The sequence below is a fragment of the Streptomyces sp. NPDC058650 genome, from assembly GCF_042717315.1.
Lineage (GTDB): Bacteria > Actinomycetota > Actinomycetes > Streptomycetales > Streptomycetaceae > Streptomyces.
The window spans coordinates 197,580-214,839 of the sequence record NZ_JBHXRL010000006.1; the positions used below are offsets into that span (position 1 = coordinate 197,580).

Here is a 17,260-nt window from a genome sequence, read left to right on the forward strand (position 1 = left end):
GAGTGGGTGCCGTTCGAGTGTCGGCTCCCCTTCCCGTCACCCTCCCAGCAGGTCGGTGAGCGCGCCGACCGGGTCCGGGTCGGGGTCGCCGCGCGGCCACCAGTCCTCGCGGCCCGCGTCCGACTCGTAGCCGTACCAGAGGCCGTCCCGGCCCAGCCGGAGCTGGAGGGATTCCGTCGAGAGCCGATTGCGCCAGGGCCGGAAGGCGGGGAAGTCGGCGGCGAGCAGGGCGGGTCGGGCCCGGTCGAACGGACCGGCCGGCGGGTCCCAGGGTTCCTCCAGGACGGCGAGTCCGGCGGCGCCGCCCTGCCGCCAGGCGGCGACGGCACGGGCGAGGTCCGTGGGCGTGCGGTCCAGCGCGTACGCCAGATCGCGGTAGAGCGCGCGGGTCGAGGCGGTGAGCCCGGAACCGGGGTGCGCGGCGGCCAGCCGGACCGCGTCCTGCCAGGGGTTGAGCGCGGCGACCGGATCGTGTCCGGTGGCGAGGAAGGCGTGGGCGCGGACGGCCGCCTCGCTCGCGAGGAGGTCGAGGGCGAGCGGGTCGGGGGCTTCGGGATCGGGCGGGAAGACGGCCGGACGGCCCGGCCGGTCGGGGACCGCCAACGGCCGGGGCAGCGGCGGAAGTCCCGCCCCGGCCGCCGCCCCGGCCGCCGTCGCGGCGAGCGCGACGCGGGCGGGGACCGTCGGCATCGGCGGCGCGGCGGCGGACGTCTCGGCGGCGGACCGGGCCGCGTTGCGCCGGGTGAGCTCGGCAAGCAGCTCCTGCTCGCCGCGACCGCGCATCAGGAAGAGGACGAACGGGTCCTCGTCGAGGAGTCTCGCCGCCTGGTAGCAGAGGGCGGCGGCGTGCTTGCAGGGGTAACCGTCGTCCGGGCAGGAGCAGTCGGGGACGAGGTCCCCCGGCGCGGGCAGCAGGCCGGTGACGGCCTCCAGGGCGTGCGGCACGTCCTTGTCGAGGAGGGCGGCGATGTGATCGGGGCGGGCGGTGGCCTCGTCGACGAACCGCTCCCAGCCGTCGTCGCCGAGGGTCCGCATCCTGATCTCGGTGCGGTACGGGCGGGGGCGGCTGCCGTGGACGTAGGCGACGACCCGGCCGGGAGTGACGGTGATCGCGTCGACGTGCCCGCGCCCCGCGTACGCCTTCCCGCGTGCGAGGCGCGCCGGGTCGAGGGCCGTGTCCTCCAGCGCCTCGACCCAGGCATTGCCCCACCAGGTGGCGGCGAACCGCCCGTCGGGCGCCTCGCGGGGCGCGACCTGCGGGAAGCTGCGCCGGCGGTCGTCGTGGCGGGGCAGGGCCCCGCGGGCGGAGCGCGGGTGGTTCACGCGTGCCTCCTCAGGGACACCAGGTCGGCCAGCTCGCGGTCGGTCAGTTCGGTCAGGGCGGCCTCGCCCGAGCCGAGGACGGCGTCGGCAAGGGCCCGCTTGGCCCGCAGCATCTCGGCGATGCGGTCCTCGACCGTGCCCTCGGCCACGAGCCGGTGGACCTGCACCGGCTGGGTCTGTCCGATCCGGTAGGCCCGGTCGGTGGCCTGTTCCTCTACCGCCGGGTTCCACCAACGGTCGTAGTGCACGACGTGGCCGGCCCGGGTGAGATTGAGGCCGGTGCCCGCGGCCTTGAGGGAAAGCAGGAAGACGGGGATCTCGCCGGCCTGGAAGCGGTCGACCATCCGCTCGCGCTCGGCCACCGGGGTGCCGCCGTGGAGCAGTTGGGCCTGGATGCCGCGCGCGGCCAGGTGGTCGGCGAGGAGCCTGGCCATCGACACGTACTGGGTGAAGACGAGCACGGACCCGTCCTCGGCGAGGATCGTGTCGAGGAGCTCGTCGAGCAGGGCGAGCTTGCCGGACCGGCCGGCGAGCCGGGCGGTGCCGCTGCCGCGCGGCGCCTGCTCCTTGAGGTACTGCGCGGGGTGGTTGCAGATCTGCTTGAGGGAGGTCAGCAGCTTCATCACGAGCCCGCGACGGGCGATGCCCTCGGCTGCCTCGATCTGCGCCATGGTCTCGCGGACGACGGCCTCGTAGAGCGTGGCCTGTTCCCGCGTGAGGGAGACGGGGTGGTCGGACTCGGTCTTGGGCGGCAGCTCGGGAACGATCCCGGGGTCGGACTTGCGGCGGCGCAGCAGGAAGGGCCGCACGAGCCGGGCGAGCCGCTCGACGGCCTCCGCGTGCTCGATCTCCTCATTGTTCTCCACGGCCCGTGCGTGGCGGGAGCGGAAGGCCTTGAGCGGTCCGAGGAGACCGGGGGTGGTCCAGTCGAGGAGCGCCCACAGTTCGGAGAGGTTGTTCTCCACGGGGGTGCCGGTGAGGGCGACCCGTGCCGGTGCGGGGATCTCGCGCAGGGCCTTCGCGGTGGCGGAGAACGGGTTCTTGACGTGCTGTGCCTCGTCGGCGACGACCATGCCCCATTCCCGCTCGGCGAGTCGGGCGGTGCTGGTGCGCAGGGTGCCGTAGGTGGTGAGGACGAATCCGCCGTCCACTCCGTCCAGTCCCCGGTCGGCGCCGTGGAAGCGGCACACCGGCGCGCCGGGAGCGAACTTCTCGATCTCCCGCTGCCAGTTGCCGAGGAGGGACGCCGGGCAGACGACGAGGGTGGGGGCGCGGCGGGCGCGGCGCAGGTGGAGGGCGATCAGCGTGACGGTCTTGCCGAGGCCCATGTCGTCGGCGAGGCAGCCGCCGAGGCCGAGCGAGGTCATCAGGTCCAGCCAGGCGAGGCCGCGGAGCTGGTAGTCGCGGAGGGTGGCGGTCAGACCGGGCGGGGCCTGCACGGCCTCGGGGCCGGCCATGAGCCGGTCCCGGAGGGCGGCGAGCGCCCCGACGGGGACGGCGGGGACGGTCTCGCCGTCCACCTCGGCGGTACCGGTGAGGGCGACGGCGAGGGCGTCGACCGGTTCCAGGAGGCCCAGTTCGCGCTTGCGGGCCTTACGGACGAGGTCGGGGTCGATGACGACCCACTGGTCGCGGAGGCGCACGACGGGCCGGTGGGCCTCGGCGAGGAAATCCATCTCGCGCTCGGTGAGCGGATCGCCGTCGAGGGCCAGCTGCCAGTTGAACCGCAGGAGCTCCTCGCTGTCGAAGAAGGCCGTGCCGTCGGTCGCGGAGCCGGGTGCGGAGAGGGCGGGGCGGACGACGGCGGAGGCGCTCAGCGAGCGGGCGAGCTCGCGCGGCCAGTGGACGGCGACCCCGGCGTCGGCGAGCCGGGCCGCCGCCGGGCCGAGCAGCTCGTACAGCTCGTCCTCGGTGACGGCGAGGACGTCGGGCACGTCCCGCTCCAGGAGCCGGGCCAGCGGTGGCCAGACGCGGGCAGCCCGGCGCAGGGCGAGGACCGCGTCGATCCGGGCGCGCGGCCCGAAGTGCTCGCCCTCCCCCGCCCACAGGGCGAGGGCGTCGATGACGAGGGTCGGGTCGGCGAGGCTGTGGATCTGGAGGATCGCGGCGGCCGCCTGACGCTCGGCACCGCTCTCTTCTCCGTCCTCTCCGGCAGCGGGGTCGGCGATGTCGAAGAGTTCGTACCCCGACAGGTCGAGGCGAAGGGAGACCCGTACACCCGCGTCCATCCCGGCGGCGGCCTCCGCGGCCCAGGCACGCGCGCGGGGCAGGTGCTGCGGCGCCCGGGCCGCGAACGGCGCCCCGACGGCGTGGGCGGCGGCCGGGGTACGGGGCAGGGTGTCGGCGACCGCGTCGAGGAAGGCGCGCACGAGCGCCTCGGGCTCGGGCAGCCGCAGCGGACCGGGGCCGGGGACGGGCACGGCGTGCGCCTCGTACGGCATGGCCGCGGCCACGGCCCGCAGGTGGGCGATGTCGTCGGCGTCCAGCGGGCCGGCCCGCCAGGCGTCCAGGTCCTCGGCGGTGAGCCCGGGCAGCAGCCGGCCTCGGGCGACCAGCTGCAGGGCGTGCAGGGCGGCGGCTCCCCAGCAGGCGGCCGCGGGGTGCGCGGCCGGGTGGTGGCGGGCCGCGACGAGATGGGGAAGAGCGGCGGCGACGGGGAGGGTGACGGCGGGCACGGCCCGGGTGCGGGCTCCGCTCCCGTGCCGCCGGACGACGGTCAGCTCGACGCGCTCCGGCCCATCGGGGGTGGCCGGACCGGCTTCGGCGGGCGCCGGCCCGCCGCCGGGCGCGGCGAGATCCGGCAGGGCGCTCCCGTCCGGGGCCCAGAAGGCGACACGGCCCTCGCGCGGCAGGGCGGCCGGGAGGAAGACGGCGGCGCCGGCGGTCCAGATGTGTGTCACGGCTCTGCTCTCCTCCCGCTGCGCGGCGGACTCCGACGGGATCTCCGCCCGGCTCTCCTACTGGAACTCCGACCTTACGGGTGGGGTCTGACAACGGCCCCCAGGGCCGTTCCCCCGGGCGGCCCATCAGCGGATGACACGGGGTCCGGCAGGCGGCATGGTGGCCTGGACCGGGGTGGATCCGGGGTGCTGCCGACCGCCGCCTTCGCACGACAGAAGAGGATTCGCCATGTCCGTTCGCCGGCGTCTCACGACGGCCACCGGAGCCGTCCTGCTCACTCTCGCGGTCGCCGGCTGCTCGGGCCTCGGCCGCACCACGGTGGGCCCGATCTCCTACGAGACGGAACGCAAGGTGGCCGTGGCCGTGACCAGCCCCTCGGTGAACGGCTGCCATCGTCTGGCGCCGTCCGGTGCGACCAAGGTCGCGAACGAGAGCCTGACCGACATCGTGTTGTACCCGACCCGCGACTGCCGGGGTCCGGTCTCCACCTACCTCCCCATCAACACCAGCAACGGAATCGTGCCGGGCGACCTGCCCTGGCGCAGCTACAGCGTCGTCCACTAGACACCCCGGCAGCGCCCCTCTCCCCTTCCCCATCCCCCGCCGCAGGTCCATCCTGGAAGGGACGGGGACCCCCATGGGAGGGGTGACGGTCATGCGTTCCGGGAACGAGCCGGCCACCGCGCGCAGTGCCCTGCGGCTGCGGTTCTGGCTGAGTGTGTGGGGGCTGCTCTGGGCCGTCTTCGGCACGACCGTGTTCTCCCTGATGGGCCGCCCTGGCTGGGCCGCCGCCTGCGGAGTGCTGCTCCTGGTGGTCACCGTCGATCTGGCGATGGTCGTGCGCCACCTCCACCAGGGCCCGCACTGGCAGCCGGGCCGGGACATCCCGCCCTACGAGCCCGACCACGGCGCGGGCCGCTGAACCGCGGCCGTCAGTTCCGTGTGTCGAACCCCGCCGCCTGGAGGTACTCCGGCTTCGGGTCGAGAGCGGCGGCGAGCCGGAAGTGCCGGGTGGCCTGGGCGGACTGCCCGGAGCGCTCGTAGGTGCGGGCCAGCGCGAAGTGGGCGAACGCGTTGTCCGGCTCGCGCTCCAGGACCAGCTCGAACTCCAGCTGGGCCGGTCGGAGCTGGGCGGCGGCGAAGAACGCCCGGGCCCGCAGCAGTCGCGCCGCCGTGTTCTCGGGGTGGGCGGCGATCACCGAGTCCAGCAGTTTCACGGCGCCCTGTGGGTCCCGCGCGGCCAGCAGGTGCTCGGCGGCGCGGAAGTCGATGACGTGGGTTTCCGGGTTCCTGTCGGCCACGATGGCATCCTTCCCTCGATGAGGTGAAGGAACACCGAACCCGGCGGCCGCATTCCGCCCGCCGTTCGCCGGGCGCCCGCGGCGCCCGTGCAGGGCCGCGGAGCGTGTCTCAGGCCGGGGCGGCGGCCCGGCGCTCCAGCTCGTCCCAGACCTTCCGCACCTGCGGTTCCAGTGCGTCCAGCGGACCGTCGTTGTCGATCACGAGGTCGGCGATGGCCAGCCGCTGAGCGCGCGTGGCCTGGGCGGCCATCCGGGCCTCGGCCTCGGCCTCGGCCATGCCCCGGAGGCGTACGAGCCGGTCGAGCTGGGTCTCGGGGCTCGCGTCCACGACCACGACCAGGTCGTACAGCGGCGCGAGCCCGTTCTCGGTGAGCAGGGGGACGTCGTGGACGACGACGTCTCCGGCGGCCGCCCGGCTCTCCAGCTCCGCCGACCGGCCCCCGACCAGGGGATGCACGATGGCGTTCAGAGTGGCCAGCCGGTCGGCGTCGGCGAACACGATGGAGCCGAGCTTCGGCCGGTCGAGCGCTCCGCCCTCGGTCAGGACGCCGTCCCCGAAGGCCTCCACGATGGCCGCGAGCCCGGGTGTCCCGGGTTCGACGACCTCGCGGGCGATCCGGTCCGCGTCGATCAGCACGGCTCCGTACGAGACGAGCAGCCGCGACACTTCGCTCTTGCCGGCGCCGATCCCGCCGGTCAGGCCCACCTTCAGCATGAGCGGCAGCTTAGGGCCTGGCCCGAGAGGGCTACGCGTCGCCCTCCCGCTCCGCGAGGAAGCGCTCGAACTCGCGGCCCAGCTCGTCGGCCGACGGCAGGTCGACCGGCTCGGCGACCAGGCTGCCGCGGGTCTCGGCGCCGGCCACCGCGTCGTACTGGTGCTCAAGGCCCTGCACGAGCGCGACCAGCTCGTCGTCGCCCTCGCCGATCTGGCGGTCGATCTCGGTCTGGGTGCGGCGGGCCTCCGTCCGCAGGGCGTGGGCGACGCCGGGGAGCACGAGGCCGGTGGCGGCCGTGACGGCCTCGAGGACGGTCAGGGCCGCGTCCGGGTAGGGCGAGCGGGCCACGTAGTGCGGGACGTGGGCGGCCACGCCGAGGGTGTCGTGGCCGGCCTCCGAGAGCCGGTACTCGACGAGGGACTCGGCGCTGCCGGGTACCTGGGCCTCGTCGAAGGGGCTGTTGTGCCCGGGCATCAGGTCGGTGCGGGTGCCGTGCGGGGTGAGGCCGACGGGGCGGGTGTGCGGAACGCCCATGGGGATGCCGTGGAAGTTGACCGCGAGGCGCACGCCGAGCCGCTCGACGATCTGCCGGACGGCGGCGGCGAACCGCTCCCACTCGACGTCGGGCTCGGGGCCGGAGAGGACCAGGAAGGGTGCTCCGGTGGCGTCCTGGACGAGGCGGACCTCGATGGTCGGCGTCTCGTACGCGGTCCAGCGGTCCCGCCGGAAGGTCAGCAGGGGGCGGCGGGCGCGGTAGTCCACGAGCCGGTCGTGGTCGAAGCGGGCCACCAGCTGGTGCGGCAGGGTGTCGAGCAGTCGCTCGACGATCTGCTCACCCGTCTCGCCCGCGTCGATGTAGCCCTCGAAGTGGTACAGCATGACCAGCCCGGCCGACTCCTGCGCGAGGGCCAGGTCCACGACGGCCAGGCCCTTCGGGTCCCATTCGTACAAATCCTGGGGATCAAGCACGATTACCGCTCCTCCTCGTGTTCTCTCTGGCAACGCCGTGCGCCGCACCACCATTCCCGTGCGGGCCGATCTTCCGGAGGAGGAGTCCGGTGGCCCGGGCAGAGGCGCGGAAACGACCGAGGCCCGCTCCCCCGAAGGGAAGCGGGCCTCGATTCGCTAGCGGCTAGCGCTCAGCGGAGAGCCTGTTCAGCTCTGGCCGCCGGCGAGCTTCTCGCGGAGGGCGGCGAGCGCCTCGTCCGACGCCAGGGCGCCGGAGTTGTCGTCCGACTCCGAGGAGTACGAACCACCCGAGATGCCCGCACCGGCGTTGCCACCGGCGGCCGGGGCGGCAGCGCCCTCGGCAGCGGCGGCCTCGTCGGCCTCACGGGACTTGATGACCTGAGCCTGGTGCTGCTCGAAGCGAGACTGCGCCTCGGCGTACTGGGTCTCCCAGGCCTCGCGCTGGGTCTCGAAGCCCTCGAGCCAGTCGTTGGTCTCGGGGTCGAAGCCCTCGGGGTAGATGTAGTTGCCCTGGTCGTCGTAGGACGCGGCCATGCCGTACAGGGTCGGGTCGAACTCGACCGAGGCCGGGTCGGCACCGAAGGACTCGTTGGCCTGCTTCAGCGAGAGGCTGATGCGACGACGCTCGAGGTCGATGTCGATGACCTTGACGAAGATCTCGTCGTTGACCTGGACGACCTGCTCCGGGATCTCCACGTGGCGCTCGGCCAGCTCGGAGATGTGGACCAGACCCTCGATGCCCTCGTCCACGCGGACGAACGCACCGAACGGGACCAGCTTCGTGACCTTACCCGGGACGACCTGACCGATCTGGTGCGTACGGGCGAACTGCTGCCACGGGTCCTCCTGCGTCGCCTTCAGCGACAGGGAGACACGCTCGCGGTCCATGTCCACGTCGAGAACCTCGACGGTGACTTCCTGGCCGACCTCGACAACCTCGGACGGGTGGTCGATGTGCTTCCAGGAGAGCTCGGAGACGTGCACGAGGCCGTCGACGCCACCCAGGTCCACGAAGGCACCGAAGTTGACGATCGAGGAGACGACGCCGGAGCGGACCTGACCCTTCTGCAGGGTGGTGAGGAACGTCTGGCGAACCTCGGACTGGGTCTGCTCGAGCCAGGCACGGCGGGACAGGACCACGTTGTTGCGGTTCTTGTCCAGCTCGATGATCTTCGCCTCGAGCTCCTTGCCCACGTAGGGCTGGAGGTCGCGGACGCGACGCATCTCGACGAGGGAGGCCGGCAGGAAGCCGCGGAGGCCGATGTCGAGGATGAGACCACCCTTGACGACCTCGATGACGGTACCGGTGACGATGCCGTCTTCTTCCTTGATCTTCTCGATGGTGCCCCAGGCGCGCTCGTACTGGGCGCGCTTCTTCGAGAGGATCAGGCGGCCTTCCTTGTCCTCCTTCTGGAGAACCAGGGCCTCGATCTCGTCGCCGACCTTGACGACCTCGTTCGGGTCGACATCGTGCTTGATCGAGAGCTCACGGCTCGGGATCACGCCTTCGGTCTTGTAACCGATGTCGAGCAGGACCTCGTCCCGGTCGACCTTCACGATGACGCCGTCGACGATGTCGCCGTCGTTGAAGTACTTGATCGTCTCGTCGATCGCGGCGAGGAATGCTTCCTCGTCACCGATGTCGTTGACCGCAACCTGCGGGGTGGTGGCGGTGGTCTCGGTGCTGCTCGTCATGTGGGTAAGGGCTCCGGTTACGGACAGAAAGTCGTAGGTACTGCTACGCCGAGAGCCCGTATCGCACCAAGAAGCCGGACAGCCATGAGGCCCCTTCCCGCGAACGGAAAAGTGCCTCGAAAACCGAGGGGACATACAACAGGTACGAGCGCGGCCTACTCCGTCTGAGGCGCGCAGGCCCGCAGCGCAACCTTTAGCATACGGGGGCGGCCGGACAGGGTCAATGCGCGAAGCGCGCACCAGGGGCAGAACCGCGCAAACCCGGCACAATTTCCTGTCCGCCGCGCCGGATCCGCGCCGGATCCCCGCCCTTCGGCGGGGTCGGTCCGCGGGGCGGCACTGAGCGCAAACTACATCGGCGGGCGAGATGAACCAAGAGTACGAACAGCACGAGGGCCACGACGAGGCCGAGGACGACGCCGAGGCGACCCGGCGTGACGCGGGGGACGCGGAGAGCAGCCGGGCGAGCCGCGGCTGGTGGGACCGGAACGCGGACGAGTACCAGAGCGAGCACGGGGCGTTCCTCGGCGACGACCGGTTCGTCTGGGGCCCTGAGGGGCTGGACGAGGCCGAGGCGGAGCTGCTCGGGCCGGCCGGTTCGCTGAAGGGGCGCGATGTCCTGGAGATCGGCGCGGGCGCGGCGCAGTGCTCACGCTGGCTGGCGGCGCGGGGGGCGCGGCCGGTGGCCCTCGACCTCTCGCACCGGCAGCTCCAGCACGCGCTGCGGATCGGCGGGGGCGTGCCTCTGGTCGAGGCGGACGCAGGCGCGCTGCCCTTCCGGGACGGCTCCTTCGACCTGGTCTGCTCGGCGTACGGCGCGGTGCCGTTCGTCGCCGATCCGGTACGGGTCTTCCGCGAGGTGCGCCGGGTGCTGCGGCCCGGCGGGCGCTGGGTCTTCTCGGTGACGCACCCGATCCGCTGGGCGTTCCCGGACGAGCCGGGGCCGGAGGGCCTCTCGGTGGCGGCCTCGTACTTCGACCGCACGCCCTACGTCGAGCAGGACGAGCAGGGCCGGGCCGTGTACGTGGAGCACCACAGGACGCTCGGGGACCGGGTGCGGGACGTGGTGGCCGGCGGTTTCCGGCTCGTGGACCTGGTCGAGCCGGAGTGGCCGGCCTGGAACAGCCAGGAGTGGGGCGGCTGGTCTCCGCTCCGGGGGAACCTGATCCCTGGCACGGCGATCTTCGTCTGTGAACGCCAGGATTAGTCCTATTAATAGGTGGGGTCTGTGGACAACCGGACCCACCTCTTCTCCTCGCGTATGAAACTGAGTGCGTGATCCGAAACGACGCACTCGACCTGCTTCCCGTCCGCCATGCCGTCCCCGAGCTGCTGACCGCGCTCGCGGAGCGCGGCACGGCGGTGCTCCACGCGCCGCCCGGCACCGGCAAGACGACGCTGGTGCCGCTCGCGCTCGCGGGGCTTATAGGGGACGGACCGAAGCGGCGGGTGCTGGTGGCAGAGCCGCGCAGGATGGCCGTGCGCGCGGCGGCCCGGCGGATGGCCTGGCTGCTCGGCGAGGAGGTCGGCGGGACGATCGGCTTCTCGGTGCGCGGCGAGCGACGGGTGAGTCCCGCGTCCCGGGTCGAGGTGGTGACCACCGGCCTTCTGCTCCAGCGGCTCCAGCGGGATCCCGAGCTGGCCGGCGTGGACGTGGTGCTGCTCGACGAGTGCCACGAGCGTCACCTGGACGCCGATACGGCCCTGGCCTTCCTGGTGGACGTACGCGCCGCCCTGCGGCCGGAGCTGAAGCTGATCGCGGCCTCGGCGACGAGCGACGCGGAGGCGTGGGCGCGGCTGCTCACCGTCGTGGACGGCAGCGGCCCCGCGCCGATCGTGCGGAGCGAGGGCGAGGGACACGGATACGCGGTCCGGTTCGCCGCTCCTCCGGCGGGGATCAGGCCGGCGCACGGCACCTGGGTGGACCCGGCTCTGCTGCGCCATGTGGCGGCGACGGTCCGGCTGGCGCTGGAGCGGCACGAGGGGGACGTCCTCTGTTTCCTTCCCGGTACGGGGGAGATCGCCCGGACGGCGGGGCTGCTCGCCGGTCTGGAAGCGGAGGTGCTCCAGCTGCACGGTCGGGCGCCGGCGGCGGTGCAGGACGCGGTCCTGCGGGGTTCCGAGCCGGGCGGGCGGCGGCGGGTGGTGTTGTCGACCTCGGTGGCGGAGTCGAGCCTGACGGTGCCGGGGGTCCGGATCGTCGTGGACTCGGGGCTCGCGCGGGAGCCCCGGATGGACCATGCGCGGGGGCTGGGGTCGCTGGCGACGGTGCCGGTGTCGATCGCGGCGGCCACCCAGCGGTCCGGGCGGTCGATGCGCGAGGCCTTCGGCACCGTCTACCGGTGCTGGGCGGAGGCCGAGGACGGGAGCCGGGTGCGGTTCCCCTCGCCCGAGATCCGGATCGCCGATCTGGCGGACTTCGCCCTGCGGGTCGCGTGCTGGGGCGATCCGACGGCGGAGGGGCTCGCTCTGCTCGACGCACCGCCCGCCGGGGCGATGGCGGCGGCCCGTTCCGTGCTGGCGGCGGTCGGTGCCGTGGACGAGGACGGCCGGGCCACCGAGCGCGGAGGGCGGCTGTCCCGGCTCGGGCTCCACCCCCGGCTGGGCCGGGCGCTGCTCGACGGAGCCGCCGAGGTCGGTGTCCGGCGGGCGGCGGAAGTGGTGGCGCTGTTGAGCGAGGAGCCTCCCCGGGCGTACGGGGACGATCTGACGGCGGCCTGGCGGTCGGCCCGCCGGGGCGGGGACGGCTACGCGGCCCGCTGGAAGGCGGAGGCACGGCGCCTGGAGCGTTCGGCCGGCGAGGCCGCCGAACCGGGGCGGGACGCGAAGGCGGGGGCTGGTTCGCGGGCGGGCAGTGAGGACGCCGTGGCCGGCCTGGTGACCGCGCTGGCCTTTCCGGAGCGGGTGGCCAGGGCCCGGGAGCAGGGCGGTTATCTGATGGTGTCGGGCAGCGGGGCCCGGATCGCCGAGGGGTCGGGGCTGCGTTCCACGCCCTGGCTGGCGGTGGCGGTGGCGGACCGCACGGCGCGGGACGCCACGGCGCGGGTACGGCTGGCGGCCGTGGTCGACGAGGGCACCGCCCGGTGGGCGGCGGGTCATCTGCGGGCCACGGGCGAGGAGGTCCACTGGGAGGACGGGGATGTGGTCGCGCGCTCGGTGGACCGGCTGGGCGCGGTCGAGCTGACCGTACGGCCCCTCGGTTCCGAGGCCGAGCCCGCCCTCGTACGGGAGGCGCTGCTCGACGGGCTGCGGCGGGAGGGGATCGGCCTGCTGCGGTGGAGCCGGGACGCCTCGGAGCTGCGCGAGCGGCTCGCCTTCCTGTACGGGGAGCTGGGCGACCCGTGGCCGGACGTGGCGGACGGGGCGCTGGTCGACCGGGCCGAGGAGTGGCTGGAGCCGGAGCTGTCCCGGGCCGCGCGCCGGGCCGATCTGGGGCGGATCGACGCCGGGCAGGCGCTGCGGCGGCTGCTGCCCTGGGCGACGGGCGAGGCGGGCCGACTGGACGAGCTCGCACCGGAGCGGATCGAGGTGCCGAGCGGTTCGCGGATACGGGTCGAGTACGGCGGCGGGCGGCCGGTGCTCGCGGTGAAGCTCCAGGAGATGTTCGGCCTGGCCGAGACGCCCCGGGTGGCGGGGGTGCCGGTGCTGGTCCATCTGCTCTCCCCCGCCGGGCGGCCGGCGGCCGTCACCGCCGACCTGGCGTCGTTCTGGCGGGAGGGATACCGCGCCGTGCGGGCGGAGCTCCGGGGCCGGTATCCGAAGCATCCGTGGCCGGAGGACCCTTCCGCGGCGGAGCCGACCCGGCACACCAGCGCGCGGCTCAGACGGGAGCGGTGACGGGCCGCGACGGCTCCGATGGTGCCGCCGGGCGGCGGGAGCGGGCCTCCAGCCAGAAGGCGAGGGCGAGGAGGGCGAAGGCGAGGACGGTGAGGCTCCAGGGCATGTAGGAGACGAGCATCATGACCATCAGACGGTTGGAGCCGACCATCTCGACGATGCTGTCGACGTAGTCCGCGCGCATCTTCACGTGGCCCTCGAAGACGGTGATGGTGTCCTGGCCCATCAGTGCCTTGGCGTTGCGGAGTTCCTCCCGGTGGATCTCCTCGCCGTTGACGGGGGCGCCGGTGACCGGCTCGACCCAGAACATGCGCTTGGTGGTGTACCAGCGCGTGAGGCCGGATTCGGCGAGGACCTCCGGGGGGATCTTGACCGGCATGGTCTTGGGCATGGGGACCTTGGTCCAGGGGATGGTCTGCTCGAAGTAGTAGACCTCCAGGCCGCGGAAGGTCTGGGTGCCCCTGTAGTGGATGGGGGCCGAGGTGCGGGTCTGGGCGTCGAAGTACTGGTAGTCCCGCTTCTCGGTGAGGAAGGGCCACTTGAACTCGATGCCCTCGCGCCGGACCGGGTCGCCGTCGACCGTCTCGCCGGTGGCGTGGACGGGGTCCTGGGTGTGGGCGTCGAAGATGTACCGCTCGGGGACCTTGGAGACCATCTTGCCGTCGGGGCCCGTGACGTAGGCGAGGGCGTCCCAGACGACGACGTCGCGCCCGGCGTCGCGTTCGATCCGCTGCGACTCCTCCACGTTGCCCTTGAGGGTCTGGATGATCGTGAGCTTCTCGACCTTCTCGGCCTTGAGCGTGGCGTAGTTGAGGAGGGTCGCGGGCCGGGCCTCCAGGACGGTCTCCTGGTACTGGTTCGGCGGGATCTTCGCCAGGCGCGGGAAGGCGTACCACCGCAGGGTCGGCGCCATGGCGGCGAAGCAGACGGCGAATGCGAGCAGGACGAGGCTGGCTCGGCGGCGCACGGTCTCCCCCTACTTCTTCGGGCCGGGATCGGCGGTCAGCAGGGGTTTGGGCGAGGTGGGCCCGTCCGGCGGCAGATCGACCAGGGAGACGAGGAGGACGAAGAGAAGGACTGGGGCGAGTCCGATGGCGACGGCGACAAGGGCGCGCATGGTCGGCCTCCCGCTGATCGATCTGATAGGGCGTCAGGGCGGGGGCACCGTAGCAACGCGACCGCGAGATGAGAACACGTTGCACCCGGGTAACGCCGAACGCCGCCCCCGCGTCCGGTGCGGACGAAGGGGCGGCGCTGGAGGACGCGACGCGGGGAGCGGTCCTTCGGTCAGGCCGAGGGCGAGGAGGAGGGAGAGGAGGAGGCCTCGGGCGAGCCGGTCGTGGAGGGCGTCGGTTCCGGGGTCGACGGCTCAGGGGTGGGCTCGGGCGCCGTGACCGTGAGCTCGACGAAGACGCTGCCGCCGCCGGACGTCGTCAGCTTGAGGAAGAACGTGCCCGCCTTTTCGCCCGCGAGGAGGTCGCCGGGGGCGAGGGTGATCAGACCGTCCGCACCGGTCGTGAAGGTCCTGGTCCGGACCGTCGTGCCCGCCTCGCCCTTGAAGTACGGGCCCTCGGCGCTCGGCGCGGTCGCGGTCTTCGAGGTGACGACGAGGCCGGTGACGAGGACGCCGGGGGCGAGCGCGCCCTTCTCGGTGGCCTTCACCCGGAGCTGCTGGGCGAACCCGGTGCCGGTGGTGGCGGGCAGGGCGGCATCGCCGTCGAGCCGCGTGAGGGTGTCCGCCTGGCGCTCGGTGACCGTCGCGGTGAACTCGGCGGCGACCAGGGGGGTGCGGCCCACGACGACGGCCCGGATCGTGAACGAGCCGAGCTTCTCGCCCGCCCGCAGCGCGGGAGAGGCGGCGATGCCGCTGGCGCCGGTGGTGACGGTGGCCTTGGCCGTCCCCCCGGCGAAGCGGGCGTCGGTGGTTCCGACGATCTCGAAGCTGATGCTCACCCCGACGACCGGTGCACCCGAGGCGTCGAGCGCCGCGACCGTGGGGGGCTTGCCGAAGACGTTCCCGGTGGTGGTCGTCAGCGGACCGGTGGTCACGGTCGCGAGCCGCGTGACCTTGACGGCCGGGGGGACGGTGGGCGGCGTCGTCGGCGGGGTGGTGGGCTTCGTGGGCGGGGTCGTGGGCGGGGTCGTGGGCGGTGTGGTCGGGGTGGTCGGGGGCTTGCTCGGGTCCGTCGTCGGCGGGGTGGTCGGCGGCACGCCCGGCTCGGACGGCTTCGGCGACTTCGGCGGGACCGGCTTCGACGCGGGGGGCGTCGGCGCGGGCGTCGTCGGGAGAGGCGAGAGCGGCGGGGTGGTCGTGGGGCGGTTGCCCCGGCCGCGGTCGTCGCTGCGGTCGACCGGCAGCACTCCCGTGCCGTCCGGGACCTGGTGGGTGCCGCGCTTGTAGTACTCGAACCAGGACAGGACCGTGTTCAGGTACTCCGTCGAGCGGTTGTAACTGAGGACGGCGCGGTCGAGGTCGACCTTGAGCGCGAGGTTCCGGTCGTCGGCGCAGAGGTAGAGACCGGCGGCCTGCGCGGCGTCGTAGATGTTGTTCGGGTCCTTCTTGCCGTCACCGTTGGCGTCCTGACCCCAGGTCGCCCAGGTGGACGGGATGAACTGCATCGGCCCGACGGCTCGGTCGTGTGTCTTGTCGCCGTCGTAGGCGCCGCCGTCGGTGTCCGAGATGTTGGCGAAGCCGACGCCGTTGAGGGCGGGGCCCAGGATCGGCGAGAGAGTGGTGCCGTTGGCATCGACACCGCCGCCGCGCGCCTGGCCGGACTCGACCTTGCCGATGCCGGCGAGCAACTGCCACGGCAGGTTGCAGCCGGGGTCGGTCGAGCGGACCGACGCCTCGGCCCGCTTGTAGGCGGAGAGGACGGACGCGGGTATGCCGGCCTCGGCGGGCCCGGTGATCACCGGCAGGTGGGTGGGCGCCCCGGGCTTGATCGGGGTGTTCAGCGGCGGCAGTTCGGTGTAGTACGGGGAATCGCCGGTCGCGGAACCGTCGGTCGGCGGCGTGGCGGTGTCCCCGGCGCCGATGGCCCGGTCGCCGCCGGCGTTGTCCGCGGGCGGCGGGATCATGTCCGGAGCCTGCGAAGCGGCGAGCGCCGCGACCGCCGCGGCCACCACCGCACCGCTGGTGGCCCCCTTGCGCAGCCGGCGGCCCAATTGCGCTGCCATACCTGTGGTCCCCTCCCCATCGACTGAGTCCCACGCTCCCCGCGTGTGACCTCTGGCGACCCTATGCCAACTCCGGACCGCCGGGCACTGGCGCCTGACCGTGTTTCACGCTTTCGCCACCTCTCGGCCTCCTGGCGATCGGACCCGGACCGGTGGCCTCCTCACGTATACGGACGGACCGGCCCAGGGCGGGAACCGACCCACGTGTCCGGCACCTCTTGCACTGCGGCCGTTCCGCCCCGGCGGCCACCACCGGAACCACCTGGGAGCCCCGTTGCCGTTCACGCTGAGCCATGCCGCCGCCGTCCTGCCCGGGCTGCGCCGTGACGGGACGGCGCGCGGACCGCTGGTCGCCTCCGCTCTCGTCGCGGGTTCCTTCGCGCCCGACATGACCTACTTCGCGGCCACGGCGGTGCCCGGGGCAATGGTCTTCGGCGACGTCACCCACTCCCCCGTCGGGATCGTCTCGGTCGACGTGCTGATCACCGCGGTGCTGGTGGCCCTGTGGCTGACCGTGCGCGAGCCGCTCGTCGCCCTGCTGCCGGCCCGGTGGCGGGGGCGGGTGTACGGGCTCGTACGGGGACGTCCCTGGCGGGACCGGCACACGGCGGTGCTCGCCGGCTGGTTCTTCCTCTCCGCGGTGATCGGTTCGACGACCCACGTGGTGTGGGACTCCTTCACCCACATCGACCGTTGGGGCACGCGGGCGATCCCCTTCCTCGGCGAGATCGTGGCCGGGTTCCCCGTCTATCTCTACGCGCAGTACGGGGGTTCCGCGCTGGCCCTGGGGCTCCTCTGCTGGTTCACGTTCCGGGCGCTGCGCTCCACCGCGCCGGGCACGGAGCTGCCCGCCCGGGTGCCGGTCCCGGGCCGGCGGGGGCGGCTCGTCGCGGTCGGCCTCATCGGCGGCTGCGTCCTCGCCGGGGTGGCCCACCGGGTGCTGCGCTGGGCCGCGTACTGGGGCTGGAACCGGATCGAGACGCCCCTGGACGTCATTCCGACGGCCTGCTTCGGGGCCGGCGCGGGGCTCGCCGTCGGGCTCGTGCTGTACGGGACGGGGGCACGGCTCCTGGGTACGTCCCCCACTCCTGCGGCCGGTGCCCCGGCCACGTCCCGCCCGGCGCCGGAGGGTGAGCCCCCGGTTCGCCGCGCGGAGCGCTCCCGTCCGGGGTCTCGCTGATCCTGTCCCCGGGGGTGAAGCCGCGGGCCGCCGTGCTGCCCGCGAGTCCGCGGTGCACGGCGAGGGCGATCCCCTCCAGGGTGCGCACTCCGTACCGCATGGTGGGGTTGTCGTGGCTCAGGAGGGCCAGCCGGTAGTCGACGGAGGCGCTGCCGGTGGTG

The 17,260-nt window shown here is 73.4% G+C and carries 14 protein-coding genes; 5 read left to right on the plus strand and 9 right to left on the minus strand.

What is annotated here, in order from left to right:
• Nucleotides 1–36: 36 nt before the first annotated feature.
• Together ACFWWU_RS13155 and ACFWWU_RS13160 are read right to left on the minus strand one after the other, a co-directional pair.
• The gene (locus tag ACFWWU_RS13155) at nucleotides 37–1,323 is read right to left on the minus strand and encodes an SWIM zinc finger family protein (protein WP_384143406.1); all 1,287 of its coding nucleotides are present in this window, start codon (nucleotides 1,321–1,323) and stop codon (nucleotides 37–39) included.
• Complete coding sequence (locus tag ACFWWU_RS13160) at nucleotides 1,320–4,223, minus strand: DEAD/DEAH box helicase (protein ID WP_384143409.1); 2,904 nt, start codon at nucleotides 4,221–4,223, stop codon at nucleotides 1,320–1,322. The genes ACFWWU_RS13155 and ACFWWU_RS13160 overlap by 4 nt, the downstream gene beginning before the upstream one ends.
• Nucleotides 4,224–4,452: 229 nt before the next feature.
• Here ACFWWU_RS13160 and ACFWWU_RS13165 point away from each other — a divergent pair, with 229 nt between their 5' ends.
• Nucleotides 4,453–4,788 (plus strand): hypothetical protein, encoded by a 336-nt coding sequence (locus ACFWWU_RS13165; RefSeq protein ID WP_384143413.1) that lies wholly within the window; start codon nucleotides 4,453–4,455, stop codon nucleotides 4,786–4,788.
• A 91-nt stretch (nucleotides 4,789–4,879) separates the two neighbouring features.
• Nucleotides 4,880–5,146: a DUF6343 family protein gene (locus ACFWWU_RS13170; protein ID WP_384143416.1), complete on the plus strand. Its 267-nt coding sequence runs from the start codon at nucleotides 4,880–4,882 to the stop codon at nucleotides 5,144–5,146.
• 10 nt (nucleotides 5,147–5,156) lie between these two features.
• On the opposite strand, the gene ACFWWU_RS13175 is transcribed toward ACFWWU_RS13170, so the two are convergent.
• The 4 genes from ACFWWU_RS13175 to rpsA all read right to left on the minus strand — a co-directional run bounded on the left by ACFWWU_RS13175 (nucleotide 5,157) and on the right by rpsA (nucleotide 8,905).
• Complete coding sequence (locus tag ACFWWU_RS13175; protein WP_384143419.1) at nucleotides 5,157–5,525, minus strand: tetratricopeptide repeat protein; 369 nt, start codon at nucleotides 5,523–5,525, stop codon at nucleotides 5,157–5,159.
• A 109-nt stretch (nucleotides 5,526–5,634) separates the two neighbouring features.
• Entirely contained in the window at nucleotides 5,635–6,240 is a 606-nt protein-coding gene (gene coaE, locus ACFWWU_RS13180) for a dephospho-CoA kinase (protein ID WP_384143422.1), read from the minus strand.
• A gap of 31 nt (nucleotides 6,241–6,271) precedes the next feature.
• Nucleotides 6,272–7,210 carry a PAC2 family protein gene (locus tag ACFWWU_RS13185; RefSeq protein WP_329624076.1) on the minus strand — a complete coding sequence of 313 codons (939 nt, stop codon included), beginning with the start codon at nucleotides 7,208–7,210 and terminating at the stop codon, nucleotides 6,272–6,274.
• 186 nt (nucleotides 7,211–7,396) lie between these two features.
• Nucleotides 7,397–8,905 carry a 30S ribosomal protein S1 gene (rpsA, locus tag ACFWWU_RS13190; RefSeq protein WP_024757309.1) on the minus strand — a complete coding sequence of 503 codons (1,509 nt, stop codon included), beginning with the start codon at nucleotides 8,903–8,905 and terminating at the stop codon, nucleotides 7,397–7,399.
• A 367-nt stretch (nucleotides 8,906–9,272) separates the two neighbouring features.
• On the opposite strand from rpsA, the gene ACFWWU_RS13195 reads away from it, so the two are divergent.
• Both ACFWWU_RS13195 and hrpB read left to right on the plus strand, forming a co-directional pair.
• Nucleotides 9,273–10,112, plus strand: a complete 840-nt coding sequence (locus ACFWWU_RS13195) for a class I SAM-dependent methyltransferase (protein ID WP_384143425.1) — start codon at nucleotides 9,273–9,275, stop codon at nucleotides 10,110–10,112.
• Nucleotides 10,113–10,180: 68 nt separating this feature from the next.
• The gene (hrpB, locus tag ACFWWU_RS13200; RefSeq protein ID WP_384143428.1) at nucleotides 10,181–12,742 is read left to right on the plus strand and encodes an ATP-dependent helicase HrpB; all 2,562 of its coding nucleotides are present in this window, start codon (nucleotides 10,181–10,183) and stop codon (nucleotides 12,740–12,742) included.
• Here hrpB and ACFWWU_RS13205 read toward each other — a convergent pair.
• The 3 genes from ACFWWU_RS13205 to ACFWWU_RS13215 all read right to left on the minus strand — a co-directional run bounded on the left by ACFWWU_RS13205 (nucleotide 12,726) and on the right by ACFWWU_RS13215 (nucleotide 15,919).
• Entirely contained in the window at nucleotides 12,726–13,709 is a 984-nt protein-coding gene (locus ACFWWU_RS13205) for a DUF3068 domain-containing protein (protein WP_384143431.1), read from the minus strand. The genes hrpB and ACFWWU_RS13205 overlap by 17 nt on opposite strands.
• Before the next feature lie 9 nt (nucleotides 13,710–13,718).
• Nucleotides 13,719–13,859 carry an SPW_0924 family protein gene (locus ACFWWU_RS13210; protein ID WP_107105423.1) on the minus strand — a complete coding sequence of 47 codons (141 nt, stop codon included), beginning with the start codon at nucleotides 13,857–13,859 and terminating at the stop codon, nucleotides 13,719–13,721.
• A 170-nt stretch (nucleotides 13,860–14,029) separates the two neighbouring features.
• Nucleotides 14,030–15,919 (minus strand): lytic transglycosylase domain-containing protein, encoded by a 1,890-nt coding sequence (locus ACFWWU_RS13215; protein ID WP_384143434.1) that lies wholly within the window; start codon nucleotides 15,917–15,919, stop codon nucleotides 14,030–14,032.
• Between the two features lie 274 nt (nucleotides 15,920–16,193).
• Between ACFWWU_RS13215 and ACFWWU_RS13220 the strand changes: the two genes are divergently transcribed.
• Complete coding sequence (locus ACFWWU_RS13220) at nucleotides 16,194–17,099, plus strand: DUF4184 family protein (protein ID WP_384143437.1); 906 nt, start codon at nucleotides 16,194–16,196, stop codon at nucleotides 17,097–17,099.
• The last annotated feature ends 161 nt before the right edge of the window (nucleotides 17,100–17,260 follow it).